Genomic DNA, 20,541 nt, shown 5'->3' with positions numbered 1-20,541 from the left:
CAGGAAGCTCGCCCGGGTGGTGGGGGCGAGGGCGAGGCGGGGCCGTGGGGGTTCTTGGAGTCGTGGAGTCGCGCTAGCCGTGCGAGAACACCGTGACCGGCAACTTCAGGTTGTACACCTTGCCGAGCAGCGCACCGCCACCGTCCAGGAAGCCCTCGCGCGGGGCTACGGAGGGGTTGCCGAGCGGATCAGGCCCGAACTGGCCTTCTTGTTGCGCCAGTTGCGCCAGAACCTCGGCTGGTCGGTACACGAGGTCGAGCAACGTACGTGCGCGAGTCGCTCAACGCTGTCCCGACTTGAGCGCGGCCGGACAGAACCGACGATTTCCGCGGTGGTCCGCCTGCCATGCATACGGCTCCCCGCCCTCACTGCTGCTGGTTGGTGCTGAAGCCAGCGCACGCAGAACCGCAGGCCGCCGATACCGAAAGCGCAGGGTCGTTAGCTCAAGCCGGAGTCTGGGCAAAATCCGACAGGCGGACGCGCGTGATTGCGCTCAGGGGCGTTCGGCGGGAATTTGTCAGGTGGTGTCGCTGCGCTCGTTGCGCAGTGGCTGGAGGCCTGGCCGGGGGGAGATGGTGGGTGCGTAGACGCGGGCTTGTGTTGAGTGTCGTGGTTGTTGTTGTGGTTGCGATCGTGGCGGGGCTCGTTCGGTGGGGGATATTCGGTGATTTCTGGCCGCCGGACGATCGTGAGGCGGCGGTGCCAACCACGCGGGTGCATGTGGGGGTGGATCTGGGGGACGCCACTGGGAAGGTGGCGACGCTGGCGCTAGGCAGCTCGGAATCGGACCTGCGCCGAGGGCCGTCCGGGGTGGCTGGTGAGGTCGACGCAGTGGATGGGGCCCCGGGGATCGTCATGGCGTATGACCGGGCGCGGAAGTTCCTCGGAGCGTCTCCGGTGTGGTCGTGGCCGGGGGTGCTGGAGACGGGAAAAGTGAAGGTGTCGTGCGCGTCGACGGCTTTCTCCCGACTTCTGATGGCGCCTGGGGTGGCGACGTCTGATCCTGCGCAGGTGGCGGTGTTGTACCAGTTGGCGCAGTCGCCTGCGGTGAAGGGTTCGTTGAGGGCGGCTGGTGTGGAGGTGTGCCGGTCGATCCAGTCGCGGTCTTCTGGGGTGCCGAGGCGTGGGGAGGCTGCGGCGATGCTGGCGTTCACGCGGGCGTTGGAGGCGCAGACGACTGCGGTGGCGAAGACGCTTCCATCGGCGGCGGAGAGCGTCGCTGCGATCCGCGCTGCGACGGGGACCAGCGGTGGGCCGTCGAAGGCTCTGGTGGGGTTGCCGAGGGTCGCGGTTGCGGGTAAGGCGGTATCGGCGGGCCTGCTGTCCGCGTCGGCGGCTGAGGCTGCTTCGGCGGAGACTGGGAAGAGCTGCGAGGATGGTGAAGCGCAGGTGGCGGAGGCGCGGGGAAGCAACCCGTCGGTGGTGTGGTGCCGCCAAGGCACTGGTGCAGCGTCCTCGGCCGGTGCAGGTCATGCGGTGGGTGAGGGCGGCTCTGACGTGCGGGCGGTGAATCAAGGGGGTGCATGGCTGCTGGCGTACGCCGCCGATGGCGGGTCGAGCGTCCCTGATCGGCCGCTGGTGGCGGTTCCTCCTCAGACCGCGGAGTTTCCCGGGATGGAGAAGATCACGACCGCGGTGCTGGCGGATGTGGTCACGGCTGTGAAGCGCGGCGGGTGCGCGGTGGCGTCGCTGGCCGGTCTGTGTCACGTGGGGAAAATGCCGAAGAGCAAGGTCGTGGAGGTCACGAAGGTCGTGGAGGACGGCGAAGCCGAAGCGGACCTGCGGGGGGATGCTAAGCGGGCGTTGTACGGAATCGCGCGAGGTAACGGGCGCGGGGACATGTCGTCGTTTCCTGCGCAGGAGCGCACGGCCGGGGTAGGCAGTGCTCTTTCACTCAGCACGTTCTACACAGTCATTTCGCAGCTGGTGGGTCCGGTGGTGTCGCTGGCGGCAGACATGCGTTTCGAGGTGCGTCCGTCTGAGCGGGAGGACGAGGCGAAGGCGCTCCTGAAGGCGTGGACGAGTGAGACGAACCTGATGTCGCGGCTGAACACGTCCCAGGGCTTTGTGGAGAGCGTGAAGCTCGTCGGTGAGGTGCTGAAGGACTTGATGCTGAAGCCGGACCACTTGGCGAAGTTGGTCGTCTGGCTCTATCCGGGACTGATGAAGAACGTGAAGAAGGCCGTAGAGAAGACCGTGAATCGTGTTGTGGCGGAGCTGTCGGCGCCGGCAGCCGGGTGGGTCGTGCTGGCCTACGACACTCTGGACAAAGGCGAGTCGCTGCTGACGGCGCTCGCGTCGGTTCACCAGTTCATCTCCTCAGGAGATCTCCCCAGCTACAGTTCTTGGGAGTCCGCCTCGGGCGGGTATCAGGATCTGCTGGACGTTCCTCCTCTAGCGCCGGACGCACACGGGAAGTTCACGCCGGCCGGTGGCCAGGCGCCCGGGCAACTCGCCGATAGGGATGGCAACTTCCGGTGCCGTGCCTCGCTGCGGCTGGAGACGGCCGGCATTCCGACTGAGGCGAACTGCATCTGGGTGGTGGCGCCCGATCTCGACGGAGACGGACGGCAGGACCGGATCGCGGTGTGGGGCCACCGGGCGTCCTCGGGCTATGTCACCTCCCGGGGCCTGATCGCGCAGATTGCCTCGACCGGACGTTACGAGCATCTGACTTCGGCGGAGGAGACGGTCGGGTTCAACCCGGACCCCGGGGCGAGTCCGGCGGACCGGGAACAGGCATCTATGCCCCTGCCCCTGTGGCTGGCCGACTTCCAGGGCAATGGACGGCAGGGCCTGTTTCTGAGGACGCTGGAGGGGGCGAACACCGACTGGGGACCAATTCTCCTGTACGGACCCAAGCCCGGACATGACGGTGATACCTTGACGGTCGCTCACCGTCCCGACGGGAAGCCAGCACCCCTTGCTTCCGGTGGCGGTTACGGTATGGGCGGTTCATTCGGGTGCGTCACGCTCCCGCAGGGCGGACGCGGAATTGCCGACGCCGGGTACGAGGCCGCAGGCCTCCTCGCACCCGATCAGCGGCAGTGGACGGACACGGTGTACCGCTGGGACGGCACCACGCTCAAGCCCTACGCGCAGTTTGGTGACCAGACCCCCGACGACGTGCGGCCTGCGTGGATGGAGAACTGCGACGAAGCTCCTCGGGTGCGCACCTACCCGCAGGCGAAGTCCCCGGAGTCGGCGGTCCGTGAACTGGTCAAGGCCGCCGCCGCACACTCGCGGACCCGGGGCAGGTTCTACGCCCTGCCCGCAGGCTTCACGACAGAGTACGGAACGCCTTTCGCCTACGACGATCTGGTCTCGGGAGAATCTGCGCAGTGGCTGGTGTCCTGGGGAGCGTCCCTAAACGACTACCTTGACGCTCCGGTCGTCTGCAGGGCAGCGAAGAACGGAGGAGCGCAGGAGCGGCGGTGCACGATGGGTGCGGGGGCTGGGAAGCCTGTGATCGAGTTCGAGGTTGCTCGGGGGGAGACGCAGTACTGGGCGGGGCAGGGTGCGACCTGGTGGTTCGTGACGGAGTCCCTGGTCCCTGAGAGCCCGGGTATTGACTGACCAGCTCCAAAGTGGAGTTCTAGCGAGTTCGGCAAGCCCCGTAGCGACCGCGTTGCCGTGAGTGCGCAGGTGAACGCGCTGCTTGGCACGGTTGGGCGACGGCCGTGAGTCTTCGCGCTATAGGCAGATTTCGCGAGCGGATCCAGCATCCTGCCCATCGCTGCGGGAATCCCGAAATCGCCGCCTGGCGGTGCCGGGCATCGGGAAGAGCGAGTTCCGGGAGGTCGAGCGACGGATCGAGGCCGTCGAGCGCACGGCGAACGCGGCTCTCGTCGGTGACGGTCCCGACCGTGGGGCCGTGGACGACAGTGCGGCCTGGGACGTGGTCCGGGACCTGGTCGCCGAATACGTGACGTGCGTCTGGAGCTGCGCGGCGGCCCGGCGCGGAACCATGGACCAGATCTTCGCCCGCCTGGTGCGCGCGACGCAGCGCGTACGCGACTTCGATGCCGGTGAGTTGCTGCGCTCCCAGGACGCCGGAATGCGCTTGGCGGCCTACGCGCGCCTCTACGGGATGCCCGAGCCGGAGGCGCTGGGCGCGCTGGTCGAGGCGGCGAAAGCCGCGACGGAGGACGTTCCGCTCAGCGTGGTCCGCCGCGTGGAGGAGTTCCGTTCCCGGGCGTCCCGCGCCAATGACCGGAGGGAGATCGTCGACCGTATGCTCGCGGGGATCGGCGGACACTGATGACCGGACGGGATGTCCAGGAACGCGGACAGGGGTTCGGCCGGAAAGCCCTTGAGTGTTCGATCACTCGCTGTCGGGAGAGATGATCTCCAGCTTCGGGAAATAGGAGCGGAAGTCCTTCCGGTTGCGGGTGAGGAGTCTGTAGCCGTTCACAGCCGCATGGGCTCCGATGTAGAAGTCAGGAAGGGGAGCGGTCTTGGCGCCTCCGCTCTGCCGGTACCGGACGAAGGCCTTGCCCGCGAGGAACGCCGCGCTCCACGGCAGCGGCTCGCGGTCCAGGTAGCCATGAAGGACAGCGTCCAGTTCTTCGATGCGTGCGTAGCGGATGGATACTTCGGCGTAGACGAGCGCGTTGATCACGGCGCCGTCGCCATCGATGGCCTCCTGGAGTCTGGCGGCTGACCATGGCTCCCAGACGGGATCCTGCTGGAGGACATCAAGCAGGACGGACGTGTCGACCAATGTCCTACTCACCGCGTAGCAGCTCCATCAGATCGTCGGTGCTCATGGTTGAAGTGGTGGGCTCGGTACCGGAACCCCGCAGGCGGCGCACGAACTGCTGTCCCTTGGTCTCACCCTCCTGCTGGGCGAGCGGTGCGGCCTTCTCGGCGTCGTGGGCGAGCAGGTCGAGGACGTATGTCTGAAGGGACTGGCCGGCCTGGGCGGCGTGCACCTTCACGGAGGTCAGGACGTGGTCCGGGACGTCCCGGATGGTGATGGCAGTCATGAGCCAACGATACCAGCAATGCATGCAATGCTGCTTATGCATGCATTCTGACCGTGTGGTGGGCGAGGTCGGCCCGGACCGTCGCGTACGGCACCGGCGTCCATTGGGCGGGTGACGAACGCTGACCGCACCGCCCACTGCCGGGCCGGGCCGACTGGGCGTCGGTAAAGGCACCGGAGTGGCGGGCGTAGCGTAGAGGGCATGACGAAGTACGGATCCTTCCCCGGTACGCGTCCCCGGCGGCTGCGGACCTCGCCCGTCATGCGGCGGATGGTCGCCGAGACGCGGCTGCACCCCGCCGACTTCATCCTCCCGGCGTTCATCCGGGAGGGCGTGAGCGAGCCGGTGCCGATCGCCGCCATGCCCGGTGTCGTGCAGCACACCCGGGACAGCCTGAAGAAGGCGGCGGCGGAAGCCGTGGCGGCCGGGATCTCGGGGATCATGCTCTTCGGCGTGCCGGAGGAGTCGAAGAAGGACGCGCTGGGCACTCCCGGCACCGACCCGGACGGCATCCTCCAGGTCGCCCTCCGCGACGTCCGCGCCGAGGTCGGCGACGACCTGCTGGTGATGTCCGACCTGTGCCTCGACGAGACCACCGACCACGGCCACTGCGGCGTCCTCGACGAGCAGGGGCGGGTCGACAACGACGCCACCCTCGAGCGGTACGCCGAGATGGCCCAGGTCCAGGCCGACGCGGGCGCCCACGTGGTAGGACCCAGCGGGATGATGGACGGTCAGATCGGCGTCGTCCGCGACGCGCTCGACCAGATCGGCCGCGAGGACGTCGCGATCCTCGCCTACACCGCCAAGTACTCCTCCGCCTTCTACGGCCCCTTCCGCGAGGCCGTCGCCTCCTCCCTCCAGGGCGACCGCAAGACCTACCAGCAGGACCCCGCGAACTGGCGCGAGTCCCTGCGGGAACTGGAGCTGGACCTCCAGGAGGGCGCCGACATGGTGATGGTCAAGCCCGCCGGCCCCTACCTCGACATCCTCGCCCGCGTCGCCGACGCCGTGGACGTGCCCGTCGCCGCCTACCAGATCTCCGGCGAGTACTCGATGGTCGAGGCCGCCGCCGAGAAGGGCTGGGTCGACCGGGACCGGGCGATCATGGAAACACTGACCGGCATCAAGCGGGCCGGTGCCCGGAACATCCTCACCTACTGGGCGACCGAGGCCGCGCAGAAGCTGGGGCAGGGCGACCGGTAGGCGACCCGGCCGCCGGGGGCGCTGTGGGAACCATCAAGTCTCCCCGGTAGTTGGCAGGTTGCTCAGTGGTTGTCCCTGACCGACCGACTCTCCGGGAGACGCCCCATGTCCGCCGACGCCCTCAGCCACGACCCCGCCGAGCTGAGAAGGAGGATCGACACCACCAGGGCCCACCCGGCCCGGGTCTACGACGTCTTCCTCGGCGGCAAGGACAACTACCCCGTCGACCGTGACGCGGCCGCCGCCGCACTCGCCGCCAACCCCCGCGGCTACCTGGACGTACGGCACAACCGCGACTTCATGCGCCGCGCGGTGACCACGCTGACCGAGCGGGACGGCATCCGCCAGTTCCTCGACATCGGCACCGGCCTGCCCACCGCCGAGAACGTCCACCAGATCGCCCAGCGGACCATCCCCGACGCACGGGTCGTCTACGTCGACAACGACCCCGTCGTCCTCACGCACGCCCGCGCCCTGCTCACCAGCGGCCCCGAGGGACGTACCGACTACATCGACGCCGATCTCAAGGACCCCGCGCGCATACTCGAACAGGCCGCGAAGACACTCGACTTCGACCAGCCGATCGCACTGTGCCTGGTGGCCATCCTGCACTTCGTCGAGGACGAGGAGGCCCACCCGATCGTGCGGCAGCTCGTCGACGCGCTGCCCGCCGGCAGCCGACTGGTCCTCAGCCACCTCACCGAGGACCTCAACCCCGACAACATCCGTGCGGTCCAGCGGACCTACACCGAACGCGGCTTCACCTTCGTGCTGCGCTCCAAGGCGGAGGTCGAGCGTTTCTTCGCGGACACCGGCCTGGAGCTCGCCGACCCGGGGGTCGTCCCGGCCCACCACTGGCGCCCGGACGGCGCCGCCCCCGTCCCCGAGCAGCCGGAGGCGAGCTACCTGGCGACCCTCGACGCCATCGACAAGGTCCGGTACGCCGACATCAACGACGTCACGGACGCCGACATCAACGTGTACGCGGCCGTCGGCACCAAGCCCTGAACCGGCTGAACGGCCGCCGTGTCCGCATCCCGGAAACCTGCCTGTAGACAGCACGTACATCCCTAGGCTGCGACCACGAGACGCCGCCGCAGCAGCCGAAGGAGCCGTGCCATGACGGTCACCGAGCCCGCGCCCACCCCCGCCCCCGTGCCGCCGCTCGCGGCCCGGGCCCGCTCGATCGGCGGCTCCCCCGTACGGGACATCCTCGCCGTCACCGCCCGCCCCGAGGTCGTCAACTTCGCGGGCGGGCTGCCGGCACCCGAGCTGTTCGACACGGCAGGGATCGCGCAGGCGTACCACGCGGTGCTCGCCGAGGCGCCCGCACAGGCCCTGCAGTACTCCACGACGGAAGGCGAGCCCGCGCTGCGGGCCGCGCTCGCCGCCCGTACGACCGCGCGCGGCCTGCCCACGGACGCCGACGACGTCCTCGTCACCACCGGCTCCCAGCAGGCCCTCTCCCTGCTCGCCACCGCCCTGCTCGAACCCGGCGACACCGTCCTCGTCGAAAACCCCTGCTACCTGGCCGCACTCCAGGTCTTCGGCTTCGCCGGCGCGAGGATCCTGCCCGTGCCGTCGGACGCCGACGGCGTCGACCCCGAGGCACTTCAGGAGCTGGTGGCACGCGAACGCCCCAAGCTGCTCTACACCGTCCCCACCTTCCAGAACCCCACCGGCCGCACCATGCCCGCCGCACGCCGGGCGGCGGTCGCGGCCGTCGCCGCCCGGCACGGCCTGTGGATCGTCGAGGACGACCCGTACGGCGAACTCCGCTTCGAGGGCCGGCAGGTGCCCTGGATCGCCTCGCTCCCCGGCGGCGAGGACCGTACGGCCCTTCTCGGCAGCTTCTCCAAGGTCATGGCACCCGGCATGCGCCTGGGCTGGCTGCGGGCGCCCGCCGAGCTGCGCCGGGCCTGCGCGGTCGCCAAGCAGGCGGCCGACCTGCACACCCCGACGGTCAACCAGCTCGCCGCGGCACGCTACCTGGCCGACAACGACCTGGACGCCCACGTCGCCCGGGTCGCCGCCGCCTACCGCGACCGCCGCGACGCCATGCTCACCGGCCTGCCCGACGCACTCCCCGAGGGCTCCACCTGGAACCGCCCCGAGGGCGGCATGTTCCTCTGGGCGCGCCTCCCGGACGCGTACGACACCACGGCCCTGCTCCCCCGCGTGGTCGAGCAGGCCGTGGCCTACGTCCCCGGCGCCCCCTTCCACGCCGGCGCCCCGGACCGTTCGACCCTCCGCCTGTGCTTCGTGACGCAGACTCCGGAGGAGATCCGGGAGGGGCTGCGGCGGTTGGGGCGGGGGCTCGCGTAGCGGCCGGGGCCCGGCGTCAGTCCCACCAGAAGGACCAGATCGGGCGGCCGATCAGGCCTTCGGCGTATTCGCGCAGGCCGACCGGGCTGTCCGGGCAGAACGCGAAGTGCTCCACGGCGACCGCCTCCGCCTCCTCCGGGGTGGCGGGCGGTGCCGCGACGGAGAGGAACAGACGGTCGAAGCCGAGCGCGACGACGCGTATGCCGAAGCGGTCCTCCCAGGAGCGGAGCACGGCACAGAGGCGCGCCACGTCGTTCTCGTGATTGGTGGGCCCGGCCCAGCCGATGGCGGCCGGGATGTCGGCGGAACGGCGGGCCGGGACCAGGGCCGGCCGTGGCTCCTTGAGCCGCAGGGCGTCGTCCAGAAGCAAGGTGACGATCTCGGCGGCACGCTCGTCGGGGTCGGCCTCGGGCGTCGGGGCGGGGGCGAGACCGGGCCACTCGTCCCAGGCCTCGGCCAGCACCTCCTCGGCGTCGTGATCCCCGGGGTACGACATCTCCTCCGGTATCAGCTCCCACTTCTCCGGCCCGCCCTCGCTGCCACCGACGTCGAGCAGGACGGGCAGCAGCCCGGCCCTGCGGGCAGACTGCAGCGCGCCCCAGCCGTCGGCGGACGTCGCGTGGTCCGCGCACCACAGAAGCTCGTCGACGAGCCGCCCGGGCGGGAGGTGGAGCCCGAGCGAGCGCCCGCTCGGGTCGGCCGCCAGCTTGGGCAGCGGATTGGGAAGAGTCGCCATGACAGCGACTGTAGGGCCAGGCACCGACAGTGGGCCCGGCCCGCGTTGGAGGTCGCGCGGACAGGCGGGGTGGTGGTTCCCCGGCAGCGAGACAGGCACAGGTCCTGGCGGTCATGGAGTTGCGACGCCGCCCATGACTGGTCACCCATCACCAGGGCACGGGCGTTCCGTCCCAGGAGAAGAAGCCACCGGTCGGACCGTCGTCCGGCAGCAGGGCCAGACGGAGGGCACCGTGGGCGGCCTCGGCCGGGTCGCCGCCGACAGCGGCGGCTCGGGGGTTGAGATCGGTGGCCCGCACGCCGGGGGCGAGCGCGTTGACCTTGAAGCCGTCCTCGGCCAGCGTCTGGGCGTAGAAGACGGTGAGGGCGTTGAGGGCGGCCTTGGACGACCGGTAGGCGGCACCGTTGCCGCTTCCCGGGGTGAATTGGGGGTTGGGGGTTGTGCTCCAGGTCAGCGACGCGGTGCCACTGGAGATGTTGACGATGCGGGGGTGCGGGGACCGGCGCAGGGCGGGCAGGAAGGCATTGGTCACCGCCATCACCCCGAACACGTTGGTCTCGTAGGTGCGCCGGTATTCCTCGACGAGGGTGTCGGCCGGCGAGGCGAGTGACGGTGAGATGCCGGCGTTGTTGACCAGCACGTCCAGGCGTTCCACCTGGGCCGCGGCTTGTGCGATGCCGTCGGGATCCGTCACGTCGAGGACCAGCAGCCGGGCGCCGGCACCGATCTCCCCGACGGCCCGCTGTCCGCGCCCGGGGTCGCGGGAGCCCACGTACACGGTGAGGCCCTCGGCCGCGAGCAGCCGGGCGATGTGCTTGCCGATGCCCTTGTTGGCACCGGTGACCAAAGCTGTGCGATCGTTCATGGGAACAACGGTCCCCTGGCCGTGGGCGCCCTGCCAGGGACAACCTGTACCAGGCAAGCGGCCGGAGGTGGCATGGCGCGGCAGGAGCTGGCCCGCTTTCTACGGGACCGCCGAGCGGGCCTGCGCCCGCACGAGATCGGCCTGTCGACGACGGGCACCGCCCGCCGTACACCGGGCCTGCGCCGCGAAGAGGTCGCGGACCTCGCCCACATGTCGGTCGACTACTACACGCGACTGGAGCAGGCCCGCGGACCGCGGCCGTCGCCCCGGATCCTGGACGCGCTGGCCCAGGCCCTGCGGCTCACGCCGGCCGAGCGCAGCCACCTCTTCCGCCTGGCGGGATCGAACCCGCCGCCCGCCGGCAACGCCGTGCGGCGGGTACGCCCGCACGTGGCCCGGATGCTGGAGCGGCTGCCGGAGACCGCTGCCATCGTCACTGACGCGGCGTACGGCGTCGTCGCCTGGAACCCCCTGGCCCAGGCGTTGCTCGGCGGCGACCTCGCGCGCGGGACGACGAACCTGGCCCGGCGCCGCTTCCTGGGCCAGGGACGGATGTATGAGAGCTCCAGCGCCGAGGAGTTCGGGCACATCGTGGTGGCGCGGCTTCGCCGGGCCGCCGACCGCTACCCGCACGACCCGCAGGTGACCGCCCTGCTGGCCGACTTGCACGTCGGCAGCGAGGAGTTCCGGCACATCTGGCAGACGCGTCCGGTCCACGCTCCCGGGCACCGCACCAAGACCCTGGACCACCCGGAAGTCGGCACGCTGCGGTTGAACTGCGACGTCCTGCTCGTGCCCGAGGACGACCAGGAAGTCGTCCTGATCACGGCCGACCCCGGATCACCTGCCGTGCTGGCCCTGCACAGCCTGGCCAGGCAGGCGACCTGAAACGAAAGACGCGGACAGGTCTCTCTCCAGCGGGCGGCCACGGACCGCCGCCCAGGTGGCGGCGGGTGCCGACGGTGCGGGACCTACATGTTCACCGGGGCCTGTGCCCACCTTGATGCCGAGGCTTTCCACGCCGCCTGTCCGCGCGAGCTCTTGCTTGCCGCCCCGGGCCGGGCCAGGACAAGCAGCCGCCCGCCCGAGGCCGCACAGAAGCAGAGCCCCGGCTCCCGGGCGATCCCGGGAGCCGGGGCTCTGTGCGGCTTGCCGGGCCTTTCCCGAGGTCAGAGCTTCTCGGGTGTCCTGATGCCCAGCAGGGTCATGCCCCGGTGCAGGGTGCGGGCCGTGAGGTCGACCAGGAACAGGCGGTTCTCCACCTGCTCCGGGGTCTCCGCCTTCAGGACCGGGCACTGGTCGTAGAAGGTCGTCAGGTGCGTCGCCAGCTGGTACAGGTACGCCGCCAGCTTGTGCGGCTCGTACGCCGCCGCCACCTCCAGGACCGTCTCCGCGAACCGGTCCAGGTGCAGGCCGAGCGCCCGCTCCGCCGGGGCCAGTGCCAGCTCCGGGTGGGCCGCCGGGCTCGCCTCGCCCGCCTTGCGCAGGATGGACTGGACACGGGCGTACGCGTACTGGAGGTAGACGGACGTGTCGCCGTTCAGGGAGACCATCTGGTCCAGGTCGAACTTGTAGTCCCGGACCGCCGAGGTGGACAGGTCGGCGTACTTCACCGCGCCGATGCCGACGTACCGGCCGTTCTCGGTGATCTCCTCCTCGGTCAGGCCCACCTTCTCGGCCTTCTCGCGGACCACGGCCGTGGCGCGGTCGACCGCCTCGTCGAGGAGGTCCTCGAGCTTGACCGTCTCGCCCTCACGCGTCTTGAACGGCTTGCCGTCCTTGCCGAGGACCGTGCCGAAGGCCAGCTGGTGCGCCTTGACGTCCTCACCCAGCCAGCCCGCCCGGCGCGCGGTCTCGAAGACCATCCGGAAGTGCAGGGACTGCCGGGCGTCCACCACGTACAGGAGCGTGCTCGCCTTCAGGTTGAAGACGCGGTCACGGATCGCGGAGAGGTCGGTGGCCGCGTAGCCGTAGCCGCCGTCGGACTTCTGGACGATCAGCGGGACCGGATTGCCGTCCGGGCCCTTGACGTCCTCGAAGAACACGCACAGGGCGCCCTCCGAGCGGACCGCCACTCCCGACTCCTCCAGGAGGCGGCAGGTCTCCGCCAGCATGTCGTTGTAGCCCGACTCGCCGACGATGTCCGGGTCCCGGATCTCCATGTCCAGCTTCTCGAAGACGGAGAAGAAGTAGATCTTCGACTCGTCCACGAACTTCTGCCACATGGCGAGGGTGTGCGGTTCGCCGGCCTGGAGGTCCACGACCCGGCGGCGGGCCCTGGTCTTGAACTCCTCGTCGGAGTCGAACAGCTTCCGCGCGGCCTTGTAGAGGCGGTCGAGGTTCGACATCGCCTCCTCGCCGGTCACCTGCGTCGCCTTGTGGTCCAGCTCGTGCGGGTGCTCGTCCAGGTACTGGATGAGCATGCCGAACTGGGTGCCCCAGTCGCCGATGTGGTGGCGGCGGACCACGTTCTCGCCGGTGAACTCCAGCAGCTGGACCACCGCGTCGCCGATCACGGCGGAGCGCAGGTGGCCGACGTGCATCTCCTTCGCCACGTTCGGCTGGGCGTAGTCGATGACCGTCGTGCCCGGCTGCTCGGCGTGCGGCACGCCGAGGCGGCCGGTGTCGTCCGCGTAGCGCGCGGCCAGGTTCTCCGTGATCGCCTTGTCGGCGATCGTGATGTTCAGGAAGCCGGGGCCGGAGACCCCGATGTCCTTGATCACGTCACCGGACTCGATCCGCGCGACGACCTGCGTCGCCAGCTCCCGCGGGTTCGCCTTCGCCTTCTTGGCGAGCGCCAGGATCCCGTTGGCCTGGAAGTCGGCCCGGTCGCTTCGTCGCAGCAGCGGGTCCGCTCCGGCGGCCTCCGGCAGAGTGGCCGTGAGGGCGGACGCGAGGTGCTGCTGGACGGAGTCGCTGAGGGACGTGACCGAGGCCATAGGAAGGGGTGCCGTTCTCCTCGTGGGGATGGATAGACCCAGCCAGTATCCCACGGTGGGTAAAGCGGTTTTCGTGGGCGTGAGTCGGTCTGGGAGAATGGTGCGGTCAGCCGTGCGACCGTACCGGCTGCTCCATGGAGAAGTACTCCCAGGAAAAAGAGGACGTGCCGATCGTGGCTCAGAGCACCGAGACCACCGACTGGGTCTCCCGTTTCGCGGATGAGGTCATCGAGGAGTCGGAGCGTCGGGCGCCCGGCAAACCGGTCGTCGTCGCGTCCGGGCTCTCGCCGTCCGGCCCGATCCACCTGGGCAACCTCCGCGAGGTCATGACCCCCCACCTCGTCGCCGACGAGATCCGGCGGCGCGGGTACCAGGTCCGGCACCTGATCTCCTGGGACGACTACGACCGCTACCGGAAGGTCCCCAAGGGCATCGCCGGGGTCGACGAGGAGGCCTGGAAGGAGCACGTCGGCAAGCCGCTGTCCTCCGTGCCCGCCCCCGAGGGGTCCGCACACCCGAACTGGGCCGAGCACTTCAAGGCCGCCATGGTCGAGTCGCTGGCCGAACTGGGCGTCGAGTTCGACGGCATCAGCCAGACCGCGCAGTACACCTCGGGTGTGTACCGCGACCAGGTCCTGCACGCCATGAAGCACCGCGGCGACATCGACGCGATCCTCGCCCAGTACCGCACCAAGCCCAAGGCCGCCGCCAAGCAGCAGCAGAAGCCCGTCGACGAGGCCGAACTGGAGGCCGCCGAGGGCTCCGGCGCGGCCGCCGAGGACGACGGCAGCTCCGGCTCCGCCGGGTACTTCCCGTACAAGCCGTACTGCGGCAACTGCGAGAAGGACCTGACGACGGTCACCTCGTACGACGACGACACCACCGAGCTCGCCTACACCTGCACCGTCTGCGGCTTCTCCGAGACCGTCCGGCTGAGCGAGTTCAACCGCGGCAAGCTGGTCTGGAAGGTGGACTGGCCGATGCGGTGGGCGTACGAGGGGGTCGTCTTCGAGCCCTCCGGTGTCGACCACACCTCGCCGGGGTCGAGCTTCCAGGTCGGCGGGCAGATCGTCGGGATCTTCGGTGGCAAGCAGCCGATCGGGCCGATGTACGCCTTCGTCGGCATCAGCGGCATGGCGAAGATGTCGTCGTCCCGCGGCGGGGTGCCCACCCCGGCCGACGCGCTGCAGATCATGGAGCCGCAGTTGCTGCGCTGGCTGTACGCCCGGCGCAGGCCCAACCAGTCCTTCAAGATCGCCTTCGACCAGGAGATCCAGCGGCTCTACGACGAGTGGGACAAGCTCGCGGGCAAGGTCGCCGACAGCTCCGCCCTTCCGGGGGACGTCGCCGCGTACACCCGGGCCGTGGGCACCGCCACCGGTGAACTGCCGAAGACGCCCCGCCCGCTGCCCTACCGCACCCTCGCCTCCGTCGCCGACATCACCGCCGGCCACCAGGACCAGGCCCTGCGCATCCTGTCCGAGCTCGACCCGGCCAACCCGCTCGGCTCCCTGGACGAGGCCCGGCCCCGGTACGACAAGGCCGAGGCGTGGATCAACACCCACGTCCCGGCCGACCAGCGCACCATCGTCCGCGACGAAGCGGACGCCGAACTGCTGAAGTCCCTCGACGAGCCCTCCCAGCAGTCGATCCGGCTGCTGCTCGACGGGCTCGCCGACAACTGGTCGCTCGACGGACTGACCCACCTCGTCTACGGCGTGCCCAAGGTCCAGGCCGGGTTCCCCGCCGACGCCACGCCCAAGGAGCTGCCGCCGGAGATCAAGACCGCCCAGCGGTCCTTCTTCGCCCTGCTCTACCACCTGCTCGTCGGCCGCGACACCGGCCCGCGCCTGCCCACGCTGCTGCTCGCGGTGGGACAGGAAAGGGTGCGGGCCCTGCTCGGGGAGTAGGCCCTTCCACGACGATGGGGGCGCCCGGTTCTCGCCGGGCGCCCCCATCGTCGTACGCGGTGGTCGTTATGCGATGTGGTCCTCTTCCAGTTCCGCGTTGAAACGGTTGGAGAAGCGATTCACCATGCGCTTGGCCTCCTGGTCCGGCAACGTGATCCCGTACGTGGCCTCGACCCCGTCCTGGAACTGGCGCGGCGTGGGCAGGCTGCCGTTTATCGACTGGCGGAACACCTGGTAGTACGCCTCCTCGTCCGGCTCCACGGGCGGGGTGCCGCCCCCCTCACCGAGCTGGCGAGTACGGCCCGGGCCGGACGGAATGGGGAAACTGCCGGTCTCCTCAGGGCCGGGCGGCTGCTGGAACTGCTCCGGCTCCTGCTCCTCGTACCACTCCTCGTACTGCTCCTCCGGCGCGTACTGGAGGTCGTACGGAGGGCCGAAAGAGGGGTCGGGGGCGGGCTCGTACGTGGGGTCGTAGCCACCCTGGTAGTCGACCTCCTTCGGAGCCTGGAACCACGGGCTCTGCTCGGGGTCCCCCGCGCTCTCCGGCTGCCCGGCGTTCCCGGGCTGCGCGGCGTTCCCCGGCCGAGCGGCGTCCTCCTGCCGCGCGGCGCTCTGCCCGGCCAGTTCGGGGCGCTGCCCCGGGGCGGGCGCAGCCGTCACGGCCGCGGTCGGCTGCGGCGCCGGAGGCAGCAGCACCGGCTCGATGCCCGCCGCCGCCAGCCCCGCCGGAGCCGTCTCCGCCAGCGGTACCCCGTACCGGGCCAGCCGCAACGGCATCAGCGACTCCACCGGAGCCTTCCGCCGCCACGCCCGGCCGAACCGGGAGTGCAGCCGCGCCCGGTAGACGAGACGTTCCTGCTCCAGCTTGATCACCTGCTCGTAGGAGCGCAGCTCCCACAGCTTCATACGGCGCCACAGCAGGAACGTCGGCACCGGCGAGAGCAGCCAGCGGGTGAGGCGCACACCCTCCATGTGCTTGTCGGCCGTGATGTCCGCGATCCGGCCGACCGCGTGCCGGGCCGCCTCGACCGCCACCACGAACAGCACCGGGATCACCGCGTGCATGCCCACGCCCAGCGGATCCGGCCACGCGGCGGCACCGTTGAAGGCGATCGTCGCCGCCGTCAGCAGCCACGCCGTCTGACGCAGCAACGGGAAGGGAATGCGGATCCAGGTCAGCAGCAGGTCCAGGGCCAGCAGGACGCAGATGCCCGCGTCGATGCCGATCGGGAACACATAGGAGAAGTTCCCGAAGCCCTTCTTGATGGCCAGCTCACGGACGGCCGCGTACGAACCGGCGAAGCCGATGCCGGCGATGATCACGGCGCCGGTCACGACCACGCCGATGAGAACGCGGTGCATCCGGGTCAGCTGCAGTGGCGCTGCCACGCGCTACTCCCCTCCCATTGCGTGTTCTTGCGCGCAACAGGGTGGCACACCTGTACGGCGAACGTGGTGCCGGTCAGTCCTTCTTGGCTGCCGACTTCGACGGAGAAGCGCTCGCGGACGCCCCCTTGGAAGCCGAGGGAGACGCCGACCCGGACGCCGACTTCGACGGCGAGGAGCTCGCCCCGCCCGAACCCGAGTCCGAACTGCCGCCCGAACCTTGCCCGTTGGCCGCCGACACCGCGGCCACCGTCTCCTTGGTCGCCTTCTCCGCCGACTTCACCAGGTCGTCCGCGCTCGGAGACTTCTCGCCGGCCAGACCCGCACCGTTGTAGTCCAGGGTGACGACGACGTTCTCCACCCGGGCGACCACCGTCTGCTGCTTGAAGCCGCCTTCCTTCTTCTTCAGGTCGTAGCGCACCACCGTCGCCTCGTTGCCCGTCCCGGCGACCGGCTCCGTCTTGACGTTCTTCGCATCCGAGACCGACTGCGCCGCCTTGACCTGGTCCGCGTAGTACGTCTGCGCCTGCTTCTCGCCCGAACCCCGGTTGGCGTCCGAGTCGAAGCGGAGCAGGGAGACGTTCAGCCAGCGGAACTGCGACCCCTTCACCCCGTTGTTGGCGAGGCTGCTCCAGGAGCAGCTGGACCGGGACGAGGTGTCACTCGAAGTGCCCTCCTTGCCCGACTTCGCACCCTTCGGGACGAGTTCGCCCAGAGTCTTCTTCGACAGCACCTTGCACGGCTCCGGCAGCTTCGCGTACGCGGCCGCATCCACGGTCGGGGAGGCGCTCGGGGAGGCACTGCCCGCGTCCGCGCCGGCCGCGGCGGTCTGCTGCGAACCCTGCGCGGCGCCCGCGGAGTCGGAGTCCGAGCCGGAGCAGCCGGCGGCCACCAGCATCACGGGGACCGCCGCCGCGCAGACAAGGAGGCGGGGAAGAAGCTGGACTCGCTGGGCACGCTGGTCGTCTCGCTGGGCTGCTCGATGCATGGTTCCTTCACTCATGACGCTCGTGGTTCCTGCGGTCGGATCGGGTCCGATGGGCCACGGTACGCGGTGAGCGAGCCGTGCCGCCTCCGTTCGCGGGCTTCGCACCCGCCCCCCGGCGACCGCCGCGGCACCCTCAGCCACCCAGCGCGTCGTCCAGCCGATCCGCCAGAGTACGGGCCCTGTCCTGCATTTCCTTGCTGTCCGGCACCGCGCCGACCGTCATCGGCTGCTCCGCGTACTCGATGGTCACGATCACATTGGACGTGCGGAACACCACAGTCACCGTCCGCTGCTGCGCCGTCGAACCGGAGCCTGTCAGCTGGTCGTCGAGATACGCCTCGTCACCGAGGTCGTCGAGCGTGCGGGGCTGCAGATCCGCCGCGGCGGCACCGGAGGAACCGGAGGAGGAGCCGGACGGCGAGGCGGTGGAAGAAGCCGTGGCGGAGGGCGCCACCGTGACCGCCGACTCCCCGCCGGCGGCCGAGGCGGACGACGAGGCGGAAGGAGCCCCGGAGGCGGACCCGGCCGAGGGCCCCGACGCGGAGGTCTCGGGCGCCGGAAGACCGGCCGAGGTCTGCATGCCCGCGAAGAGCTTCTCCGCCTGGCTGTCGTCGCTGACGGCGTTGTCGTACGACACCACCCGCTCGAAATCGATCAGGAGGTGATCGGTCGCATCAGTGGAATCGGCCTTCCAGCGACAGCCCACCTTGCGGTCCGTGTCGTACGTGAGTGTCGCCTCGCCCTGATAGGCCTTGTCCCGCTGGTCCTCGTCGGTCATCTGCTTGATGCCCGGCAGCAGCGAGTCGAGCGTGCCGTGACCGACCGCCCCGCAAGGCTCGGGAAGCGTGCGGTACTTGCCGGGCTGCGCCACCTCCGTCGCCGTGCCGGCGTCACCGGGGTTCGCGTCGTCCGTCGAGCCCTTGTCGCCCGACCCGCTCGTGCAGCCGGCCAGCAGCGCCGCGAGGAGGGCGGCGGTACCGGTTACGTACGCCTTCCGCTGCACGGTCAGGCTCCTCTCGACGGTCGGGTGCTCCAGTGTCCCCGCTGGTAATTCGCTTGCCGCGGCGGGGCGCCCACTGCAGACAATGTGTATCGCACGCACTGCTGTGGACGCCGGTCCGTTGTCCCTTTTCGTCGACCTTGGCGCCGCTTTTGCTTTCTGTGCATTTCAATACTTTTGCTGCACCTTTCGGGGGAACGAGGAAGACATGTCGTACGTGGAGATGCCCGGCGCGAAGGTTCCGATCCGTATGTGGACCGACCCCGCGACCGTCGAGGACGTGGCACTGCAGCAGCTCCGCAACGTCGCGACCCTGCCGTGGATCAAGGGCCTGGCGGTCATGCCGGACGTCCACTACGGCAAGGGCGCGACGGTCGGTTCCGTCATCGCCATGCAGGGCGCGGTGTGCCCGGCGGCGGTCGGGGTGGACATCGGCTGCGGGATGTCGGCGGTGAAGACGTCGCTGACGGCGAACGACCTGCCGGGGGACCTCTCGCGGCTGCGGTCGAAGATCGAGCAGGCGATTCCGGTGGGGCGGGGGATGCATGCGGATCCCGTCGACCCGGGGCGGCTGCACGGGTTCCCGACCGCGGGGTGGGGCGACTTCTGGGCGCGGTTCGACGGGGTCGCCGAATCGGTCAAATTCCGTCATGATCGGGCTGGAAAGCAGATGGGAACGCTCGGATCCGGAAACCACTTCGTCGAGGTGTGCACGGATTCGACCGGTTCTGTGTGGCTCATGCTCCACTCCGGCTCCCGCAACATCGGCAAGGAACTCGCCGAGCACCACATCGGTGTCGCCCAGAAGTTGCCGCACAACCAGGGCCTCGTCGACCGTGACCTCGCCGTGTTCGTGGCGGACACCCCGCAGATGGCGGAGTACCGGAACGACCTGTTCTGGGCGCAGGAGTACGCGAAGTACAACCGCACGATCATGATGGCGCTCCTGAAGGACGTGATCCGGAAGGAGTTCAAGAAGGCGAAGCCGACTTTCGAGCCGGAGATCTCCTGCCACCACAACTACGTGAGCGAGGAGCGCTACGAGGGAATGGACCTGCTCGTCACCCGCAAGGGCGCGATCCGCGCGGGCTCCGGCGAGTACGGAATCATCCCCGGCTCCATGGGCACGGGTTCGTACATCGTGAAGGGCCTCGGCAACGAGCTGTCCTTCAACTCGGCCTCGCACGGCGCGGGTCGGCGCATGAGCCGTAACGCGGCCAAGCGCCGCTTCTCGACCAAGGACCTCGAGGAGCAGACGCGGGGCGTGGAGTGCCGCAAGGACTCCGGCGTCGTCGACGAGATCCCGGGCGCCTACAAGTCGATCGACCAGGTCATCGACCAGCAGCGGGACTTGGTCGAGGTCGTGGCGAAGCTGAAGCAGGTCGTGTGTGTGAAGGGCTGAAATCCATTGTTCATGGTCGCCCGGGTCATGCCCCCAGGCCCTCCGTCACGGGCAGGCACTCGGCGAGCAGGTCGACGACGTCGCGCCAGGCTCGCTGCGCGTGCTGTGGGTGGTAGCCGACACCGGGGACCGTGGGGTGGTCGACCGGCGGGTGGTGGAAGGCGTGCAAGGCGCCGCCATAGACCGCGAGGCGCCAGTCTACGCCCGCGGCCTGCATCTCAGCGGTGAACGCGTTCCGTTGCGCGGGCGGCATGATCGGGTCTTCCGACCCGACCCCGGCCCACACCGGGCAGCGAATGCGCGCCGCCTCGCCCGGTCGGCCCGTGGTAGTCGCGTTGACCGTCCCGATCGCGCGCAGGCTGACGCCGCCGCGCCCGAGTTCCAGCGCGATGGCGCCCCCGGTGCCGTAGCCGATGGCGGCGATCCGGTCGGGGTCGGTCCGGGGCTCGGTGCGCAACACATCGAGCGCCGCACGGCCGATGCGCCGCATCCGCTCGGGATCGGCGAGCAGTGGCATGCAACGGCCCAGCATCTCCTCGGGGTCACCCAGATAGCGCCCGCCGTGCAGGTCGAAGGCCAGCGCCACGTATCCCAGCCCGGCGAGAGCATCGGCTCTGCGGCGCTCGACGTCGCTGAGCCCCATGCCCTCCGGCCCGAGCAGCACCGCGGGCCGGCGGTCGACACCGGCCGGGAGCGCGAGGTGCCCGATCATCGTCAAACCGTCGGCCGGGTACTCGACCGTACGCGTCGTAACCGTCGTCATGAGACCGGACCGTAGTGACCGTCGAGCCCGGTC

At 69.8% G+C, this 20,541-nt stretch carries 19 protein-coding genes; 9 read left to right on the top strand and 10 right to left on the bottom strand.

Annotated elements, in window-relative coordinates; genetic code table 11:
• Positions 1 to 73: 73 nt before the first annotated feature.
• Positions 74 to 250, bottom strand: a complete 177-nt coding sequence (locus ACWC21_RS13035) for a hypothetical protein (protein WP_450881086.1) — start codon at positions 248 to 250, stop codon at positions 74 to 76.
• Between ACWC21_RS13035 and ACWC21_RS13030 the strand changes: the two genes are divergently transcribed.
• The 3 genes from ACWC21_RS13030 to ACWC21_RS13020 all read left to right on the top strand — a co-directional run bounded on the left by ACWC21_RS13030 (position 209) and on the right by ACWC21_RS13020 (position 4,261).
• A complete protein-coding gene (locus ACWC21_RS13030; protein WP_450881084.1) occupies positions 209 to 388 on the top strand; it encodes a helix-turn-helix domain-containing protein in 180 nt (59 codons plus the stop codon). The genes ACWC21_RS13035 and ACWC21_RS13030 overlap by 42 nt on opposite strands.
• A 221-nt stretch (positions 389 to 609) precedes the next feature.
• On the top strand, positions 610 to 3,576 hold the full coding sequence (locus tag ACWC21_RS13025; RefSeq protein ID WP_450881040.1) for a hypothetical protein: 2,967 nt from the start codon (positions 610 to 612) through the stop codon (positions 3,574 to 3,576).
• 190 nt (positions 3,577 to 3,766) lie between these two features.
• Positions 3,767 to 4,261 (top strand): hypothetical protein, encoded by a 495-nt coding sequence (locus ACWC21_RS13020; RefSeq protein WP_450881038.1) that lies wholly within the window; start codon positions 3,767 to 3,769, stop codon positions 4,259 to 4,261.
• A 63-nt stretch (positions 4,262 to 4,324) separates the two neighbouring features.
• Here ACWC21_RS13020 and ACWC21_RS13015 read toward each other — a convergent pair whose 3' ends face one another.
• Both ACWC21_RS13015 and ACWC21_RS13010 read right to left on the bottom strand, forming a co-directional pair.
• Positions 4,325 to 4,735 carry a type II toxin-antitoxin system VapC family toxin gene (locus tag ACWC21_RS13015; RefSeq protein WP_450881036.1) on the bottom strand — a complete coding sequence of 137 codons (411 nt, stop codon included), beginning with the start codon at positions 4,733 to 4,735 and terminating at the stop codon, positions 4,325 to 4,327.
• Entirely contained in the window at positions 4,728 to 4,988 is a 261-nt protein-coding gene (locus ACWC21_RS13010; protein ID WP_450881034.1) for a FitA-like ribbon-helix-helix domain-containing protein, read from the bottom strand. Before ACWC21_RS13010 ends, ACWC21_RS13015 begins: the two co-directional genes overlap by 8 nt.
• Before the next feature lie 201 nt (positions 4,989 to 5,189).
• On the opposite strand from ACWC21_RS13010, the gene hemB reads away from it, so the two are divergent.
• The 3 genes from hemB (at position 5,190) to ACWC21_RS12995 (ending at position 8,519) form a co-directional block, all read left to right on the top strand.
• Positions 5,190 to 6,194, top strand: coding sequence for a porphobilinogen synthase (gene hemB / locus ACWC21_RS13005; protein WP_450881032.1), 1,005 nt, complete (start codon positions 5,190 to 5,192; stop codon positions 6,192 to 6,194).
• A 105-nt stretch (positions 6,195 to 6,299) separates the two neighbouring features.
• A complete protein-coding gene (locus ACWC21_RS13000; protein WP_450881030.1) occupies positions 6,300 to 7,202 on the top strand; it encodes an SAM-dependent methyltransferase in 903 nt (300 codons plus the stop codon).
• Positions 7,203 to 7,313: 111 nt separating this feature from the next.
• A complete protein-coding gene (locus ACWC21_RS12995; RefSeq protein ID WP_450881028.1) occupies positions 7,314 to 8,519 on the top strand; it encodes an aminotransferase-like domain-containing protein in 1,206 nt (401 codons plus the stop codon).
• Between the two features lie 16 nt (positions 8,520 to 8,535).
• Here the strand turns inward: ACWC21_RS12995 and ACWC21_RS12990 are convergent, their stop codons facing one another.
• Both ACWC21_RS12990 and ACWC21_RS12985 read right to left on the bottom strand, forming a co-directional pair.
• Positions 8,536 to 9,255 (bottom strand): DUF4253 domain-containing protein, encoded by a 720-nt coding sequence (locus ACWC21_RS12990; RefSeq protein ID WP_450881026.1) that lies wholly within the window; start codon positions 9,253 to 9,255, stop codon positions 8,536 to 8,538.
• A gap of 148 nt (positions 9,256 to 9,403) precedes the next feature.
• Positions 9,404 to 10,120: an SDR family oxidoreductase gene (locus tag ACWC21_RS12985; protein ID WP_450881024.1), complete on the bottom strand. Its 717-nt coding sequence runs from the start codon at positions 10,118 to 10,120 to the stop codon at positions 9,404 to 9,406.
• A 72-nt stretch (positions 10,121 to 10,192) separates the two neighbouring features.
• On the opposite strand from ACWC21_RS12985, the gene ACWC21_RS12980 reads away from it, so the two are divergent.
• Positions 10,193 to 11,008: a helix-turn-helix transcriptional regulator gene (locus ACWC21_RS12980; RefSeq protein WP_450881022.1), complete on the top strand. Its 816-nt coding sequence runs from the start codon at positions 10,193 to 10,195 to the stop codon at positions 11,006 to 11,008.
• Between the two features lie 281 nt (positions 11,009 to 11,289).
• Here the strand turns inward: ACWC21_RS12980 and argS are convergent, their stop codons facing one another.
• On the bottom strand, positions 11,290 to 13,059 hold the full coding sequence (gene argS / locus ACWC21_RS12975; protein ID WP_450881020.1) for an arginine--tRNA ligase: 1,770 nt from the start codon (positions 13,057 to 13,059) through the stop codon (positions 11,290 to 11,292).
• Between the two features lie 164 nt (positions 13,060 to 13,223).
• Between argS and lysS the strand changes: the two genes are divergently transcribed.
• Entirely contained in the window at positions 13,224 to 14,969 is a 1,746-nt protein-coding gene (lysS, locus tag ACWC21_RS12970) for a lysine--tRNA ligase (protein ID WP_450881082.1), read from the top strand.
• Between the two features lie 66 nt (positions 14,970 to 15,035).
• Here the strand turns inward: lysS and ACWC21_RS12965 are convergent, their stop codons facing one another.
• The 3 genes from ACWC21_RS12965 to ACWC21_RS12955 all read right to left on the bottom strand — a co-directional run bounded on the left by ACWC21_RS12965 (position 15,036) and on the right by ACWC21_RS12955 (position 18,346).
• A complete protein-coding gene (locus ACWC21_RS12965; protein WP_450881018.1) occupies positions 15,036 to 16,358 on the bottom strand; it encodes a DUF2637 domain-containing protein in 1,323 nt (440 codons plus the stop codon).
• A gap of 73 nt (positions 16,359 to 16,431) precedes the next feature.
• Positions 16,432 to 17,343, bottom strand: coding sequence for a DUF3558 domain-containing protein (locus ACWC21_RS12960; protein ID WP_450881016.1), 912 nt, complete (start codon positions 17,341 to 17,343; stop codon positions 16,432 to 16,434).
• Between the two features lie 133 nt (positions 17,344 to 17,476).
• Positions 17,477 to 18,346, bottom strand: a complete 870-nt coding sequence (locus tag ACWC21_RS12955; RefSeq protein WP_450881014.1) for a DUF3558 domain-containing protein — start codon at positions 18,344 to 18,346, stop codon at positions 17,477 to 17,479.
• 205 nt (positions 18,347 to 18,551) lie between these two features.
• On the opposite strand from ACWC21_RS12955, the gene ACWC21_RS12950 reads away from it, so the two are divergent.
• Positions 18,552 to 19,745, top strand: a complete 1,194-nt coding sequence (locus ACWC21_RS12950) for an RtcB family protein (RefSeq protein WP_450881012.1) — start codon at positions 18,552 to 18,554, stop codon at positions 19,743 to 19,745.
• A 25-nt stretch (positions 19,746 to 19,770) separates the two neighbouring features.
• On the opposite strand, the gene ACWC21_RS12945 is transcribed toward ACWC21_RS12950, so the two are convergent.
• Positions 19,771 to 20,508, bottom strand: a complete 738-nt coding sequence (locus ACWC21_RS12945) for a dienelactone hydrolase family protein (protein ID WP_450881010.1) — start codon at positions 20,506 to 20,508, stop codon at positions 19,771 to 19,773.
• Between the last annotated feature and the right edge of the window lie 33 nt (positions 20,509 to 20,541).

The sequence above is a fragment of the Streptomyces sp. NPDC001348 genome, assembly GCF_053597535.1.
This window is presented reverse-complemented; position numbering and strand designations above follow the sequence as displayed.